This is a genomic window from Streptomyces niger (assembly GCF_000718305.1).
Classification (GTDB): domain Bacteria; phylum Actinomycetota; class Actinomycetes; order Streptomycetales; family Streptomycetaceae; genus Streptomyces; species Streptomyces niger.
The window spans coordinates 74,098-88,739 of record NZ_JOFQ01000025.1 but is presented as its reverse complement, the minus strand read 5'-3'; the positions used below and the strand labels follow the sequence as shown (position 1 = coordinate 88,739).

Annotated in this window: 13 protein-coding genes; 4 read left to right on the top strand and 9 right to left on the bottom strand. The window is 72.4% G+C overall.

Annotated elements, in window-relative coordinates:
- Positions 1–135 precede the first annotated feature (135 nt).
- The 8 genes from IF20_RS32295 to IF20_RS32260 form a co-directional block, all read right to left on the bottom strand.
- Entirely contained in the window at positions 136–531 is a 396-nt protein-coding gene (locus IF20_RS32295; RefSeq protein ID WP_052868950.1) for a rhodanese-like domain-containing protein, read from the bottom strand.
- Positions 528–1,097, bottom strand: coding sequence for a cupin domain-containing protein (locus IF20_RS32290; RefSeq protein ID WP_052868948.1), 570 nt, complete (start codon positions 1,095–1,097; stop codon positions 528–530). Before IF20_RS32290 ends, IF20_RS32295 begins: the two co-directional genes overlap by 4 nt.
- A gap of 318 nt (positions 1,098–1,415) precedes the next feature.
- Positions 1,416–1,502: a putative leader peptide gene (locus tag IF20_RS40785; protein ID WP_324605607.1), complete on the bottom strand. Its 87-nt coding sequence runs from the start codon at positions 1,500–1,502 to the stop codon at positions 1,416–1,418.
- A 110-nt stretch (positions 1,503–1,612) separates the two neighbouring features.
- On the bottom strand, positions 1,613–3,490 hold the full coding sequence (locus IF20_RS32280) for an FAD-dependent monooxygenase (RefSeq protein ID WP_052868946.1): 1,878 nt from the start codon (positions 3,488–3,490) through the stop codon (positions 1,613–1,615).
- A 529-nt stretch (positions 3,491–4,019) separates the two neighbouring features.
- Positions 4,020–4,955 carry an amino acid ABC transporter permease gene (locus IF20_RS32275; RefSeq protein ID WP_052868945.1) on the bottom strand — a complete coding sequence of 312 codons (936 nt, stop codon included), beginning with the start codon at positions 4,953–4,955 and terminating at the stop codon, positions 4,020–4,022.
- Positions 4,956–5,028: 73 nt separating this feature from the next.
- Positions 5,029–5,676, bottom strand: a complete 648-nt coding sequence (locus tag IF20_RS32270) for an amino acid ABC transporter permease (protein ID WP_052868944.1) — start codon at positions 5,674–5,676, stop codon at positions 5,029–5,031.
- A 152-nt stretch (positions 5,677–5,828) separates the two neighbouring features.
- Complete coding sequence (locus IF20_RS32265) at positions 5,829–6,737, bottom strand: glutamate ABC transporter substrate-binding protein (RefSeq protein ID WP_052868943.1); 909 nt, start codon at positions 6,735–6,737, stop codon at positions 5,829–5,831.
- Positions 6,738–6,791: 54 nt separating this feature from the next.
- Positions 6,792–7,577, bottom strand: coding sequence for an amino acid ABC transporter ATP-binding protein (locus IF20_RS32260; RefSeq protein WP_052868942.1), 786 nt, complete (start codon positions 7,575–7,577; stop codon positions 6,792–6,794).
- A gap of 309 nt (positions 7,578–7,886) precedes the next feature.
- Here IF20_RS32260 and IF20_RS32255 point away from each other — a divergent pair, with 309 nt between their 5' ends.
- Both IF20_RS32255 and IF20_RS32250 read left to right on the top strand, forming a co-directional pair.
- Complete coding sequence (locus IF20_RS32255) at positions 7,887–8,606, top strand: response regulator transcription factor (protein WP_052868941.1); 720 nt, start codon at positions 7,887–7,889, stop codon at positions 8,604–8,606.
- A gap of 15 nt (positions 8,607–8,621) precedes the next feature.
- Positions 8,622–10,052 (top strand): sensor histidine kinase, encoded by a 1,431-nt coding sequence (locus tag IF20_RS32250; protein ID WP_052868940.1) that lies wholly within the window; start codon positions 8,622–8,624, stop codon positions 10,050–10,052.
- A gap of 90 nt (positions 10,053–10,142) precedes the next feature.
- Here IF20_RS32250 and IF20_RS32245 read toward each other — a convergent pair whose 3' ends face one another.
- On the bottom strand, positions 10,143–11,138 hold the full coding sequence (locus IF20_RS32245; protein ID WP_052868939.1) for a TAXI family TRAP transporter solute-binding subunit: 996 nt from the start codon (positions 11,136–11,138) through the stop codon (positions 10,143–10,145).
- Positions 11,139–11,276: 138 nt separating this feature from the next.
- Between IF20_RS32245 and IF20_RS32240 the strand changes: the two genes are divergently transcribed.
- Positions 11,277–11,735, top strand: coding sequence for a MarR family winged helix-turn-helix transcriptional regulator (locus tag IF20_RS32240; protein ID WP_052868938.1), 459 nt, complete (start codon positions 11,277–11,279; stop codon positions 11,733–11,735).
- Entirely contained in the window at positions 11,732–14,572 is a 2,841-nt protein-coding gene (locus IF20_RS40615; protein ID WP_052868937.1) for an FUSC family protein, read from the top strand. Before IF20_RS32240 ends, IF20_RS40615 begins: the two co-directional genes overlap by 4 nt.
- The last annotated feature ends 70 nt before the right edge of the window (positions 14,573–14,642 follow it).

The window sequence follows — 14,642 nt, the reverse complement described above, 5'->3', positions numbered from 1 at the left end:
CGGTAGCCCGCACCCCCGCTCCCGGCAGCGCCCCCGCCGGTAGCCCTCGCCCCGCCGGTAACCCTCGCCCCGGCAGTGCCCCCGCTCCCGGCAGCCCCCCCCGGCCCCATAGCACCCCCGCTCCCTCCCGGGCGGTCAAGCAGGTGGTTCGGGAGGCGGGATTACCGGGAGGCCGGCGGCCCGCCATGCCTGGAAGCCGCCGGTGAGGTCGGTGGCGTGGGACAGGCCGAGCCGGCGGAGGGAGACGGCGGCGAGGCTGGACGCATAGCCCTCGTTGCAGACCACGACGATCCGGAGGTCGCGCCCCGTGGCCTCGGGCGCGCGGTGGTCGCCCGTCGGATCGAGCCGCCACTCCAGTTCGTTGCGCTCCACGATCAGCGCGCCCGGGATCGTGCCGTCCCGTTCGCGCAGCGCCGCGTACCGAATGTCCACGAGCAGTCCGCCGGCACGCTGGACGGCTGCGGCCTCGTGCGGCTCCACCCGCGCCAGCTCCGTACGGGCCTGCGCCAGAAGTTCGTCGATCGCGCTCACTCCCACCCCTCCGGACGCTCGACCTCTTCCAGCCTCAGTACGGGGCCGTTGCGGCTGTAGCGTCGCATGAGGGGCAGCGGCGGGTAATAGGCATGGACGGAGACCGCGTGCCTGTCGGCCGAGGCGTTGAACACCTCGTGCACATGGTGCGGCCCGAACGCCCGGCCGCGGCCGTCGCTGAGCCGCCGCTCACGGTCCACGTCGTCGGCGAGTTCCAGCGTCTTCCAGCCCTCGGTCGGGAGCTGAGCGGCAAGGGACTGCTCGGTCAGTTCACCCGCTGCGGCGGCGAACGCGCCCCGTGAGCCGCCGTGGTCGTGCCAGCCCGTACCCGTCCCGGGCGGCCAGCCGATGATCCATGCCTCGCTGCCGCCCGGCCCGTCCAGCCGGATCCAGGTACGGCCCTCGGGGTCGAGGGGGAGCGAGTCGATGAGTTCCGTGTCGACGGCTGTTCGGCGGACGAAGTCGAGCAGTTCGGAGGCGGTCGGGCCGAGGCCGTCGGCGGCATGCGGAGGCGCGGGAGCGCGTACGGCGACGGTGGCGATGGTGGCGGCGGGTGCGTCGGTCATGAGAACCGTCCTGATGATCGCGAGGGAGCGCGCGGCGTACGACACGGCACAGGCCGCCGACCGGACAGCTCGGCCGATCAGCCCAGCAAGCCCGACCAGCCCGGCAAGCCCGGCAAGCCCGACCAGCCCAGCGAGCCCAGTGGGCCCAGCGAGCCCAGTGGGCCCGGCAGCTCGACGGCGTTCTCGAATCGGCGTCGGCCCTGTACGTCCGTGAGGTCACGCGCGTACGGCGGCGCCGGGCACGCGTGCTCGTGGGGCACGTGCGCCGCGCGGAGAGGGAAAAGGGGATGGGCGACCGGGGTCCGGATCAGGAGCCGGTCAGCAGGACGGACGACATACGCAGCCCGCATAGCGGACCAGGTCGAGATGGACCCTCCGCCAGAAGTGCGAGCCAGTGTCTGTCACGCTCCGTAGTGAAGCATGGCGGTGCCGCCCGGTCAACCGTGATCCCCGCCCCGACCGCCCGGCCACTGTTCCTCAGCCACTGTTCCTCAGCCACTGTTCCTCAGCCCCCGCTACTCGGCTCCGCCGCGCTCCCGTGCAGTCCTCGTACTCTCCGCCTGCCCATCCCCCTCCGCATGCGCGTCCCACTTCCCGTCCGACCCGTCGTCCCCCGCGCCGCCGCACAGCCTTTCCGCGCAGGCCTGGAGTTCGGCGGGGCGGACACCGGCGAGGGCGGTGACGAGGTGGCCGTCGGGACGGATCAGGAGGACGGTGTGGGCCGCCGCGCCCGGGTAGTGCTCGGCGACGAGGATCTCCGCGGGCAGCGGCAGCGCCGCCACCGCGTCGGCCAGCCGGGGCATCAGCCCGGCCGACATCCAGTGCTTGCGGTCCCACACCCCGGTACCCGGCGCGACCAGGACGACCAGCAGGTGGTGCCCCAGCCGCTCCCGCAGCCGTACGACCGAGCCGTCCGGCGCCGTCACCGTCACGTCGGCGACCGGGGCACCCGGCACGGTGTCCACCCGCACCGCGCCGGACGGAGCGACGGCCGGCGCGAGCGGTGACCGGTCGTACACCGGAGCTGCGCCCAGCGGGCCGCGCCCCAGGTGCCCGTCCGTGAGCAGCGCCGTCCGGCCGCGTCCGGCCGCCGTGACGACGCCCCGCAGCCGCCCGCGGGCGCCCCCGTCGCGCAGCAGCGGCAGCGCCTGGTCCGCGGCGCGGAGCCGGGCGGCGACGGCGCTCCTGCGCTCCGTCTGATAGCTGTCCAGGAGCGCGTCGGAGGCTCCGTGGTGCCAGGCGACACCCAGTTTCCAGGCCAGGTTCTCGGCGTCCCGCAGCCCCTCGTCCAGCCCCTGCGTGCCCAGCGCGCCGAGCAGGTGCGCGGCGTCCCCGGCGAGGAACGCGCGGCCGGCGCGCCAGCGTCGTGCCAGCCGGTGATGGACCGTGTGGACGCCGGTGTCGAGCAGTTCGTACGAGGGGACGAGCGAGCCGCCGGCGTCGCCGAGGCCCTGCCCGAAGGCGGGGCCGCCCTTGAAAGCACGGCCGCCCTCGTCCGCCGCGGAGCCGGCGGCCGGGCCCGTACCGGCGTCGGTCCAGCCCGCCAGCGTGTCGCGGATGCGGGCCACGAGGGCGTCCGGGGTGACCAGGTCGCGGCCCGGTGGCAGCAGCCAGTCCAGCCGCCAGACGCCGTCCGGGAGTGGGCGGGCGGTCACCTCGCCGGTGGTTCCGCCGAGGACGCCGGTCCGGCCGGTTCCGGCGGCGCCCCGGCGCGGTGGCGCGCGGTGCAGCAGGGCTTCGCCGGGCCAGGGGAGTTCGGTGCGCAGGGCGGCGACGGCGTGCCGTTCGACGGCGGTGCGGCCGGGGAAGCGGATGTCCAGGAGCTTGCGGACGGTCGAGCGCGGGCCGTCGCAGCCGACGACGTAACTGCCTCGCCACCACGTGCCCTTGGGGCCTCGGGTGTGGACGCCGACCCCGTCGCGGTCCTGGGTCAGCTCGATGACGCGGCTCTCCGGGACCACCTGTACGAGCGGTTCGTGGTCGATCGCAGTGCGGAGGGCGCGTACGAGGGCGTGTTGAGGTACGTGTATGGGTGAGAGAGGGGCGTGTGCGCCGTCGTCGGCGGGCTCCGCGCCGTGACCGCCGGCGGTGGCGTCCTCCGTCCTGAGCGCCACGGCGCCGGTCGACGCGAAGGCCACCCGGTCCAGCAGCCGGCGGCGCTGAACCGTACGCCAGGCCGCCCAGCGGGTGCCCTCGGCGCTCAGCGTCTCGGCGCAGCCCAGCCGGGCGAGGAGGGCGGCGGTGTCGGGGCGGAGCACGGCGGTACGGGCGGGCCGGACCTCGTCGCGGCCGTCGGTCTCGTCCAGCACGATGCACGGGACGCCGAGGCGCGCGAGCGCGACGGCGAGGGAGAGGCCGACGGGGCCGGCCCCGGCCACGATCACCGGGTCCACGACGCTCCCCGGAAGCGGAGCTGCACGGACCCCACGACCACACCGGCCGCACCGCTCGTACCGGTCGCGCCGCTCGTACCGGTCGCGCCGCTCGTACCGGTCGCGCCGCTCGTACCGGTCGTACCGACCGCACCGCTCGTACCGGCCGCGCCGGTCGTACCGATCGCGTCGGCTGTGCGGCCCCCACCTCTGGCTACGGCCCCGCTTCTCGCGATGCCGCTGTCGTCGAGGGACCATGAAGGCCACGCCGGCCGCGAGAGTTCCGCCGTACGTGTCCGCCGGCGCACCGTGGCGCCACGCACCGGGCGGCGTGAGCTGAACTGACCGGGGCTCGGCCGGAGGCTCTTGCGGGACGTACAGGAAATGGCAGTTGAGGCCCGGTGCGCGATCACACAGCGTATGCAACCTAGTGCGGGCGTGCCGCGTCAAGTGACAGAGGCAGCGGCACCCGTGCCGCTGCCTCCGCAACCTTTCGTGCCGTCAGTTGACGGGCCTCCTCGGGGAGTAGACCGGAACCCGGGGTGCCGGGTCAGTCGGCCTTGCCCACGGGGCCCGGGGTCGTCGCCCCGTCGATCGGCCCCATCGCGTCGCCGGCCGTCACCGCCTGGCCCGCCTCGGCGACCGCGATGCCGGTCTTCGCGCGCCGGCCGCGGCGCTCGATCCAGTTGGCGAGCGCGGAGAGCAGCAGACACATGGCGACGTAGATCGCACCGCCGACGATGATCATCGGCACGTACGGGTTTTCGTCGTTGACGACCGTGTTGCCGGCCAGCTGCTGGATCGCGAACAGCAGCTCCTGGTAGGTGATGACGTAACCGAGGGAGGTGTCCTTCAGGGTCACCACGAGCTGGCTGATGATCGTCGGGAGCATCGCGCGGACCGCCTGCGGGATGAGCACCGACGTCATGACCTGCGTCTTGCTCATGCCGATCGCGTACGCCGCCTCGCGCTGCCCCCTGGGCACGGAGTTGATGCCCGCGCGCAGCACCTCCGCCTGGACGGAGCCGTTGTAGACGGTCAGGCCGATGACCAGCGCCCAGAACTGCGTGCCCTCGCCGGTGAAGCCCAGCTCGGACTTGTAGGTGAGGAAGAGCACCCACAGCACGTAGATCGTGATGAGCAGCGGGACGGCGCGGAAGAGTTCGATGAAGCCGGTGGCCAGCCAGCGTACGGGCTTGTGGTCGGAGAGCCGGCCGACGGCGAGCAGCACGCCGAGCAGCAGCGAGAGCACCGCCGCCACCGCGAAGACCTGCAGCGTCGTCAGGACGCCGTTGCGGATCGAGGTGCGTACGCCGGCGTAGTTGAAGATGTCCCACATCTCCGGCGCGAACTGGCCCTTCGCGGCCAGCCGCGCCACGGCGAAGACAATGAGGGCGAGCACGGCGAGCGCGCCGACGACCGTGTAGACCCGGTTGCGCACGCGGGCCTTCGGGCCCGGCGCATCGTAGAGGACACTGCTGCTCATGCTTCCGCCTTGCTTCGCTCGGCCGTGCGCTCGGGCGACGGGACCTTCATGGGGGCGCTCGCGACGGGCGCGTTCATCGGGCCACCTCCAGGCGGCGCTCCAGCAGGCGGAAGAGGCCGCTGATGGAGAAGGTGATGATCAGGTAGGCCAGGGCGATCCACAGGAAGATCCAGCCGATGGCGAAGCCCTTGTCGCTCAGCAGCTTGGAGACGTTGAACAGCTCGGTGTTGCTGAAGGCGCCGGCGATCGCGGAGTTCTTGGTGAGCGCGATGAAGATGCTGCTCAGCGGCGGGATCACGGTACGGGTGGCCTGCGGCAGGACGATCATGCGCAGGGTCTGGAAGAAGGTCATCCCGATGCTGCGCGCCGCCTCCGCCTGGCCGAGCGGCACGGTGCTGATGCCGGACCGTACGGCCTCGCAGACGAACGACGAGGTATAGAAGCCGAGCGCGAGCATGGCCAATACGAAGGGGCTCGTACCGGGGAAGAAGATCTGCGGGATGATGAAGAACGCGACGAGGAACAGCAGCGTGAGCGGTGTGTTGCGCAGCAGCGTGACCCAGGCGGTGCCGAAGGCGCGCAGCGGCGGCACGGGGGAGACCCGGAAGCCGGCTATCAGGATGCCCAGGACGAGAGCGAGCGCGCCGCTGGCCGCGGTGAGCGCGAGGGTCCCCAGGAATCCGTCGCGGAACTGCGGGAGATGATCGAGGAGTACGTTCATGGGGTCTCCGCGGTGGCGGTGAGGAGTTGGCGGCGGACGGGCGAGCGGGGCGCCGGCCCCGTAGGCGGAGGTGCGCCAGGCACCGCGCCCCGTACGCCCGCCGCGGCGGGCGTACGGGGCGCGACGGCGCGGGCCGGTGGTGAGCGGCGCGGTCAGTAGCGGGGCAGCGGGGTCTTCGGCGCCTCGTAGGGCGAGCCGGACTTGCCCAGCGTGCCTTCGTACGCCTTCTTGTAGTCGCCGTTCTTGATGTGCGCCTCGATGGCGTCGCTGATCGCGTCGCGCAGCGCCTTGTCGCTCTTGTTCATGCCGACGCCGTAGGGCTCCTCGGTGAACGGCTTGCCCACGAGCTTCAGCTTCGTGGGACGCTCCGCCGCGTACCCCTTGAGGATCGCGTCGTCCGTGGTGACCGCGTCCACCTGGCCGTCCAGCAGCTGCTTCACGCAGAGGGAGTACTTGGACAGCTCGGTGGTCTCGGCGCCGTACTTGGCCTTCTTGATCTCCTGAAGCGGCGTGGAGCCGACGATGGAGCAGACCTTCTTGCCCTTGACGCTGTCCGCGCCGGTGATGCCCTTCTCGTCCTTGCGCACCAGCAGGTCGGCGCCCGCGGTGTAGTACGGGCCGGCGAAGCCGACCTGCTTCTTGCGCTCGTCGTTGATCGTGTAGGTGCCGACGTAGTAGTCGACCTGGCCCTTGGAGATCGAGGTCTCGCGGACGTTGGAGTCGATCGTCTTGAACTCGATCTGCTTGGCGGAGAAGCCCAGGTCGGCGGCGATCATCTTGGCGATCTCGATGTCGAAGCCGGTGCGCTTGCCGTCGGAGTCCTGGAAGCCCAGGAACGGCTGGTCCGCCTTGGCCCCGATAATGATCTTGCCGCGCTGCTGGGCCTTCTTCAGGGTCGGGGAGTCGATCTTGACGTTCTCGGCGACCTTGTACGTCCCGCTGAAGACCTTCTCGCCCTTGGGCTTGTCGCCGGCCGTGCCGGACTGGCCGCCGCACGCCGTCGCCGTCGCGGTCAGCGCGAGCACCACAGTGGCCGCAGCGGCCGTCTTACGCATCCTCATGGTGAAGTTCCTTCGGTTCAGCAGGTGTGGGCAGTCATCGGGGCCACCGCGGGCTCAGTGGTGCAGGATCTTGGACAGGAAGTCCTTGGCGCGGTCGCTGCGCGGGTTGTTGAAGAACTGCGTCGGCTCGGCCTCTTCGACGATGCGGCCGTCCGCCATGAAGACGACGCGGTTCGCCGCCGAGCGCGCGAAACCCATCTCGTGCGTGACGACGACCATCGTCATGCCGTCCCGGGCGAGCTGCTGCATGACCTCCAGCACCTCGTTGATCATCTCCGGGTCCAGGGCCGAGGTCGGCTCGTCGAAGAGCATCACCTTCGGGTCCATCGCCAGCGCACGGGCGATCGCCACGCGCTGCTGCTGGCCTCCGGAGAGCTGTGCGGGGTACTTGTCCGCCTGCGTGCCCACGCCCACGCGGTCCAGCAGCGCACGGGCCTTCTGCTCGGCCGCGCGCTTGTCCGCCTTGCGGACCTTCAGCTGGCCCAGCGTCACGTTCTCCAGGACCGTCTTGTGCGCGAAGAGGTTGAAGGACTGGAAGACCATGCCGACGTCGGCACGGAGTCGCGCCAGTTCCCGGCCCTCCTGGGGCAGTGGCTTCCCGTCGATGGTGATGCTTCCGGAGTCGATGGTCTCCAGTCGGTTGATCGTGCGGCACAGCGTCGACTTGCCGGACCCGGACGGGCCGATCACCACGACGACCTCGCCGCGCTTGATCGTCAGGTCGATGTCCTGGAGCACGTGCAGCGCGCCGAAGTGCTTGTTGACGCCTGCCAGCGCGACCAGATCGTCCGCCGCCGGGGCGGGGCCCCCGGGGTCCTTGGTCACCGATACTTCGCTCATCGGCGGGTAGCTCCGTCCTCCTCGGTTGAGAGGACAGTAGTGACGCACTGCGATCAGCGTCATTACATCTGAGCGGAAATTGAGCATAACGATCCGGCTGCAAAGCGACACTCTGGGTGAACGGGGCGCGGGGTGCGTGGACGCCTCCGGCAGCCGGCTTTGCGGAGGGCAACGCTCCATTGCGTACGGGCCGGTACCGGCTGCGTAACAGATGCCCGCACCGGCTCGGCTCCCTCTTGACGGGCGCGCCGTCGATCGCGGTAGATGCCCTGATGGCCCGGGACGCGAGCCGATGAAAGGGGTGGGTTGATGCGGCTGCTGCTGGTGGAGGACGACAACCATGTCGCCGCTGCCCTGTCCGCGGTGCTCGCCCGGCACGGCTTCGAGGTGGTGCACGCGCGCAGCGGGGAAGAGGCGCTGCACGCGCTCGTACCGGACGCCGCCGAGGCCTTCGCGGTCGTCCTGCTCGACCTGGGCCTGCCCGACCAGGACGGATTCGAGGTCTGCGGCCGGATACGGAAGCTCACCAGCACCCCGGTGATCATGGTGACCGCGCGGTCCGACGTCCGCTCGCGGATCCACGGCCTGAACCTTGGCGCGGACGACTACGTGGTGAAGCCCTACGACACCGGAGAGCTGCTGGCCCGTATCCACGCGGTCAGCCGGCGCACCGTGCACGGACCCGGGGAGCACGCTTCGGAGGAGGCGGCCGGCGAGGACCTCCTGCGTATCGGTGCCGTCACCATCGAACTGGCCACCCGACGCGTCTCCGTGAGTGGCGGCACGGTGCCGCTGACCCGCAAGGAGTTCGACCTTCTGGCGCTGCTCGCGCAGCGCCCGGGGGTGGTGTTCCGCAGGGAACAGATCATCAGTGAGGTGTGGCGCACCAGCTGGGAGGGCACGGGGCGCACCCTTGAGGTTCACATCGCCTCGCTCCGTTCGAAGCTGCGAATGCCCGCGCTCATCGAGACGGTGCGCGGCGTCGGTTACCGCCTCGTGGCGCCCGCCCCCGCGCCCCCGGCTCCCTGACGGACGCCGCCTTCCGTGCGTACCCGCCTCCTCCCGCTCCTCATCGTCCTGCTGGCCGGTGTGCTGCTCGCGCTCGGCTTCCCGCTGGCCGGCAGCCAGGCGGCGGCCGAGCAGCAGCGGGTGGTGGTGGACCGGATCGACGACGCCGCGCGCTTCGCCTCGCTGGCGCAGTTCGTCACCGCCCGGCCCGGCGCCGACGGCCGGCCGTCCGCCGACGACGAACGGCTGAGCACGCTCCGTACGGAGCTGCAGCGGTACCGCGACCTGTACGACATCCGTGCCGGTGTCTTCTACCGTGACCGCACCCCCATGGCCGCCGCACCGGGCGACTGGCGGGTCCCGCTGACGGGGGAGGGCCGGCAGGCCTTCGAGGAGGCGCTCGCCGGGCGGCGCAGCCACGACCCGCACCAGACCTGGCCCTGGGACGACCGCCGGCTGCCGGTCGCCTCGCCGGTCATCCGGGACGGCGACGTCGTCGCGGTGGTCTTCACCGACTCGCCCACCGGGCAGCTGCGGTCGCGGATCCTGCACGGGTGGCTGTGGCTGGTGGCGGGGGAGTCGCTGGCGATGCTGGTGGCCGTCGGGGCGGCGTTCCGGCTCACGGGGTGGGTGCTGCGGCCCGTACGGATCCTCGACGCGGCCACCCACGACATCGCCACCGGCCGCATGAAGTCGCGGGTCGTCTCCGGTTCCGGCCCGCCCGAACTGCGGCGGCTGGCCAGGTCGTTCAACGAGATGGCGGACAACGTCGAGGACGTGTTGGAGCAGCAGCGCGCCTTCGTGGCCGACGCCTCCCACCAACTCCGCAATCCGCTGTCCGCACTGCTCCTCCGCATCGAACTGCTCGCGCTCGAACTCCCCGAGGGCAACGAGGAGATCGCCTCCGTCCGTACGGAGGGCAAGCGGCTGGCCCGGGTCCTGGACGGTCTGCTGGACCTGGCGCTGGCCGAGCACACCCCGGCCGACCTCCAGCTCACCGACGTCGCGGCGCTCGCCGCCGAGCGTGTCGACGCCTGGCGCCCGCTCGCCGACGACAAGGGCGTGACCCTGCGCTACGAGGGCCACGGCGCGGTCACGGGCTGGGCGGACCCGGTGGCGCTCTCCAGCGCGCTGGACGCGGTCGTGGACAACGCCCTGAAATTCACTCCGGCCGGAGAGGAAGTCACGGTCGCCGCGGCCCCCGAAGGTGAGCGGGTCCGGATCACCGTCGCCGATCACGGCCCCGGGCTGATAGACGAGGAGCTGGAGCGCATCGGCGACCGCTTCTGGCGCAGCGGGCGCCACCAGAACGTCTCCGGGTCCGGCCTGGGACTGTCGATCACCCGCGCCATGCTCGCCGCGGGCGGCGGGGAGATCACCTACGGTCCGAACGCCCCACGCGGCCTGTGCGTCACTCTCACCGTCCCGCGCGACCGGCCGCGCCCGGACGTGCCCGAGGCCGGCTGACGGCCCCGCCGAGGGCCTTCGACGCACCTTCACGGCTCGGCCGGGACCCCTGCCGCCGGTTCCGGCGCGGCCGGGACGTGCCGCCGCCTCTCACGGCTTGGCCGAGACGTAGTACCGCCGGGCGCCCTCGTGCAGGGGCAGCGGGTCGGTGAAGACCGCGGTGCGCAGGTCGACCTTCTGGGCGTCGTGCACCTCGCGCCCGATGCGGTCCCGGCTGTCGATCACCGTCCGCGTCACGGCTCGGGTCAGGTCCGCGTCCTCGCGGTCGGTGGTGACCAGGAGGTTCGCCACCGCGATGGTCTTCACGGCCCGGTCGTCCTGGGTCTCCGGGTACGCGTCGGCCGGCATCACCGCCGCCCGGTAGTAGCGGCTGCCCCGGCCCTGCGCGTGCAGTGGTTCGACCAGGTCGCCCAGTTGCACCAGCCGTACCGGGAAGCGCTCGGCCAGCCGCTGTACCGCTGTGGTCGGCAGGCCGCCGGACCAGAAGAACGCGTCGATCTTCCCGTGCTCCAGCAGCGTCGGCATCGTGTCGATGCCGACGCTCTCCGCGTGGATGTCCCGGTCGAAGTCCAGCCCCGCCGCGCGCATCAGCCGCCGGGTGATCAGCTGTACTCCGGAGCCGTCGGCGCCGACCCCCACCCGCAGCCCCTTCAGGTCGCGCGTCGAGCGCACCTTGGAGCCCTTGGGCACGACCAGCTGCATGTAGTCGTCGTAGAGCCGCGCGCAGGCGCGCAGTCGGCGCGCGTCCGGCCCGCCCTGCACCTGATAGGTGGCGACCGCGTCGGCCGCCGCGATGGTGAATTCGGCACGGCCCGAGACGAGTTTGCGGATGTTGTCGACGGACCCCTCACTCCGGGTGAGCGTGACGTCGAGGTGCGGGAGGTCGTGCGCGAGGTCCTTCTTGAGCAGTTCTCCGTACCGGGCGTACACACCGGTCGGCACCCCCGTGGCCAGCGTCACCCGGCCCCCGGGTGGCGGCGGCCCGCTCGGCAGCAGGAACCACAGCAGCAGCCCGGCGAGGGCTGCCGCCGCGACCGCCGTCTGCAGCGCCCGGCGTCCGCTGGGCAGGGGGAGGCTGTGGACCATGGCGGGCCATCCTGCCAGCCGCGGCGCTTCAGGGGGAGGGGCGAGCGCCGCACGATGGGCGGCGGAGGGCGGCCGTCCTTCGTGTGGCGCGTGCGCCCCGCCGTCGCGCGATGCATACCCCTGTTATATAATTGCTATATGCATTCATCGTCGACGTCCGACGAACAGCGCATCGAGAACGCCGCTCGCGGGCTCCTCAGGGGCATCGGCAGGCTCTCCCAGGCACTCTTCAGGCTCGGTGAATTCGGGCTGCCGCGTACGCACGTCTCACTCCTGGACGCCCTGGAGGGCGGCCCCCGGCGGGTCACCGGACTCGCCGCGTACACCGGCATCGCGCAGCCCCGGGTCACCGTGGTCCTGCAGGAGCTGGAGGAGCGCGGACTCGTCCAGCGCGAGCGCAGCGCCCACGACCGGCGCTGCATCGAGACGTCGCTGACGCCCGCCGGCCGCGAGCTGCTGGAGCGCGCGCGGCAGCGGATGGCCGCCGCCCTCCTCGAAGGGCTGCGCTCGAACGTCGACGATCCGGAGCGCGCCGTGGGCGACGCCCGGGATGCCGTAACGACCGTGCTGCACGCCATCGAACCGGAGGTCAGTTGACCACGCCAGCCACCGAAACCCCGGACATCACCGGCGGCCGCAAGGGCCGCGACCCGGCCCACGAGAGCGCCATCGCCCCACGGCGCGTCGGCGGGCCGAGACGCTGGTGGGACTGGGTGCTCGCCGCCGACCCCGGACTCGGTCAGCTGCAGGCCGGGTGGCGGACGCTGGTCGCCATGATCACCGGCCTCGCGACCGGTTACGGGATGTCCGTCGCGCTGGACATGCCCGCCATGCTCGGCATGATGGCCGGCGGCATGATGGGCCTGATGAGCGCGTTCGCCATCGCCGAGAACACCTGGCAGCGGCTCACCCGCGCCATCCTGTGGATGCCGATCCCGTTCTCCGCCGCGCTGCCGCTCGCCGCGTGGCTGCACCAGTACCGCGTGGTGGAACTCACCATCATGGTCTGCGCGCTGGCGGTGACCTTCTTCCTCGCCCGCTTCGGCACGCTGGCGCTGCTGGGCGGCATGCTGCTCTTCAACGCCTTCATGGTCGGCATGATGGCGAACGTCCCGCTGAACCTCTGTGGCGAGATGTTCCTCGTCGCCCTGGCGTCCGCCGTCGCCATCCTGCTCACCCGCCTCGCGCTGTGCTACCCGATGCCGCGCGAGGACCTCCTCCGTACGCAGCGCGCCTTCGTGGTCGAGGCCCGCAGGGTCGCCGACGCCGCCACCGACGCGCTGGACCCGGACGCCGACCACGAGGTCGCCGTCAAGCGGATGCGGCGCAGCCTGCGCCGCCTGAACGTCACCACCGTCACCATCGACGGCCGCCTCGCCCAGCCCGAGGTCGCCGCCGACCCCGACACCGCGGAACTCCTCCACCGCCACCTCTTCGACGCCGAGCTGGCCCTGAAGGGCATCGGCCAGTGCGTACAGCAGCTCACCCGGCTCGAGGCCCCGGCGCACCTGAGGGAGGCCATGGTGGTGGGCCTGGTCATCGCCCGGGACACCCCGCTCGGCCGGGCCGATGCGCTGCGCCCGGCCGCCCAGCTCATCCAGCAGCAGGCCACCGCCGTACTGGAGGACCAGGGCACCGGCCCTGAAGAGGCCGAGGCCGCCGCGCTCGCCCGCCGGGTCGGCCACCTCCTGGACACGCTCGCCGACTCGCTGGCCCACTGGCTCGACCTCGGCTGGAACGCACCCACCGCGCGCGCCAAGGTGCCCTTCCAGCCCACCGTCGCGCTGGAGCAGAACCGACCGGCCGGCACCGGAGCCGTCGCCCGCCGCGTCATCGCGGCCCAGAACGAGACGGGCTGGCGGCGGGCCATCCCGTACCTGCGCGCCCCTGTGCACGCCGGGCTCGCCGCGGCCATCGTGTGCCCGATCACCGACGCCATCAACCCGCAGCGCTTCTACTGGGGCCTGGTCGGCGTGATGATCACGCTGTTCGGCACCAACACCACCCACGAGAGGCTGCGCAAGTTCGGCCACCGTATGGCGGGCACCATCGTCGGCGCCGTCATCGGTGTCCTCCTGCTCCGCCTGATAGGCCCCGGCCACATCTACTGGACGCTCCTCGTCATCGTCGCCGGCCTGACCTTCGGGTCCTGGGGCATGCAGCGCCAGTACGCGTACTGGGTCGCGGGCCTGGTCACCGCTCTCGTGCAGCTCTACGGCCTGTCCACCCCGTACACCGGCATGGAGACCCTGCTCAGCGAGCGGCTGCTGGACAACGGGCTCGGCATCCTCATCGCCACCGCGTGCGCCGCGCTGATCTTCCCCGTGTCCAGCCGCAAGATCGCCCTGGAGGCCGAGCGCGGCTACGTCTCCGCACTGGAACACCTGGTCTCCCAGGTAGCCGAGCGCTGGCAGGACCCCGCGGCGCCGGTCCGGCTGCGCGGCGCGGCCCGCGGCGTCGACGCCGCCCTGTACCAGGTGCGCGGCGTGGCCCGGCCGCTCGTACGGATGCCCCTCGGCGTCCGTGGCCGCGGCGCCGAGAACCGCCTCGCGCTGCTCGCCGCAGCCACCGGCCACGCCCGCTCGCTCGCGGCCGCCGCCGACATCGACATCGACCTCGCCCCCGAGCTGGCCCGCCGCGTCGACCGGATCACCGCCACCTTCGTGGAGTCGCTGCACGCCCTGGACCACCACTTCGCCACGGGAGAGCCCGACGGAACCTGGGTACGCGTCAGCCCGCTCATCCGTGAACTGGAAGGCGTGCTGCACGCTCCCGCCGGGCCCCGCGCCGACCGCCTCCACGTGGCGCTGCGGGAACTGGCGGCGCTGGACGAGGCACTGGCTGGTTACGCCGACGACCGCGGCCTGACCGTCACCACCGCAGCGCCGGACCCGGAGCCGGCCGCGGAGACCGCCCCCGCGGCGAAGTCCGCCGCCCCGACCATGCACGCGGTGTCCACCCTGGACCGCCGCACCCAGGCGGCGCTGGCCGCCTGGCTGGCGCACACCCGGCACGACGGCACACCGGGCCTCAAGCAGGTCCCGGCGTCCTCCGCCGTCACGGCCGGCGCCCCCGCCGCCCAGCGCCCCGCTCCGGCCGCCCCGGCGCCCGCTGCCGGGCCCCGCGCCCGCTCCGCCGCCTCCGGAACCCGGACGGCTTCCCCGGCCGGCACAGGCGTCGTCAGCGGCTCCCTGCACTGCCCGGAGCACCCCGGCGGCTGCGAGGCGTGGATCACGGTCGTCAGCGACCGCGGCAAGCGCCGCGCCGGTGTCCGCGCGGTCGGCGGCCGTTACCGCATCACCGGCCTGGAGCCCGGCGGCTACACGGTCATCGCCTCCGGCTCCGCGCACGCGCCCACGGCCCGCTTCGTGGCGGTCGACCCCTCCCGGGGCGACATCCACCAGGACATCGAACTGAAGCCGGCCCGCCCGTGACCCGCTGACGAGCCCGTCTGCCGTCCGCCCCCTCCGAGAAGCCCCCGGAGGGGGCGGACGTCCTTCGGGA

Coding starts and splice junctions, on each gene's coding strand:
- IF20_RS32290 (WP_052868948.1), bottom strand. CDS start 1,097: ATGACCGACGCACCCGCCGCCACCATCGCCACCGTCGCCGTACGCGCT.
- IF20_RS32275 (WP_052868945.1), bottom strand. CDS start 4,955: ATGAGCAGCAGTGTCCTCTACGATGCGCCGGGCCCGAAGGCCCGCGTG.
- IF20_RS32270 (WP_052868944.1), bottom strand. CDS start 5,676: ATGAACGTACTCCTCGATCATCTCCCGCAGTTCCGCGACGGATTCCTG.
- IF20_RS32265 (WP_052868943.1), bottom strand. CDS start 6,737: ATGAGGATGCGTAAGACGGCCGCTGCGGCCACTGTGGTGCTCGCGCTG.
- IF20_RS32260 (WP_052868942.1), bottom strand. CDS start 7,577: ATGAGCGAAGTATCGGTGACCAAGGACCCCGGGGGCCCCGCCCCGGCG.
- IF20_RS32255 (WP_052868941.1), top strand. CDS start 7,887: ATGCGGCTGCTGCTGGTGGAGGACGACAACCATGTCGCCGCTGCCCTG.
- IF20_RS32245 (WP_052868939.1), bottom strand. CDS start 11,138: ATGGTCCACAGCCTCCCCCTGCCCAGCGGACGCCGGGCGCTGCAGACG.
- IF20_RS32240 (WP_052868938.1), top strand. CDS start 11,277: ATGCATTCATCGTCGACGTCCGACGAACAGCGCATCGAGAACGCCGCT.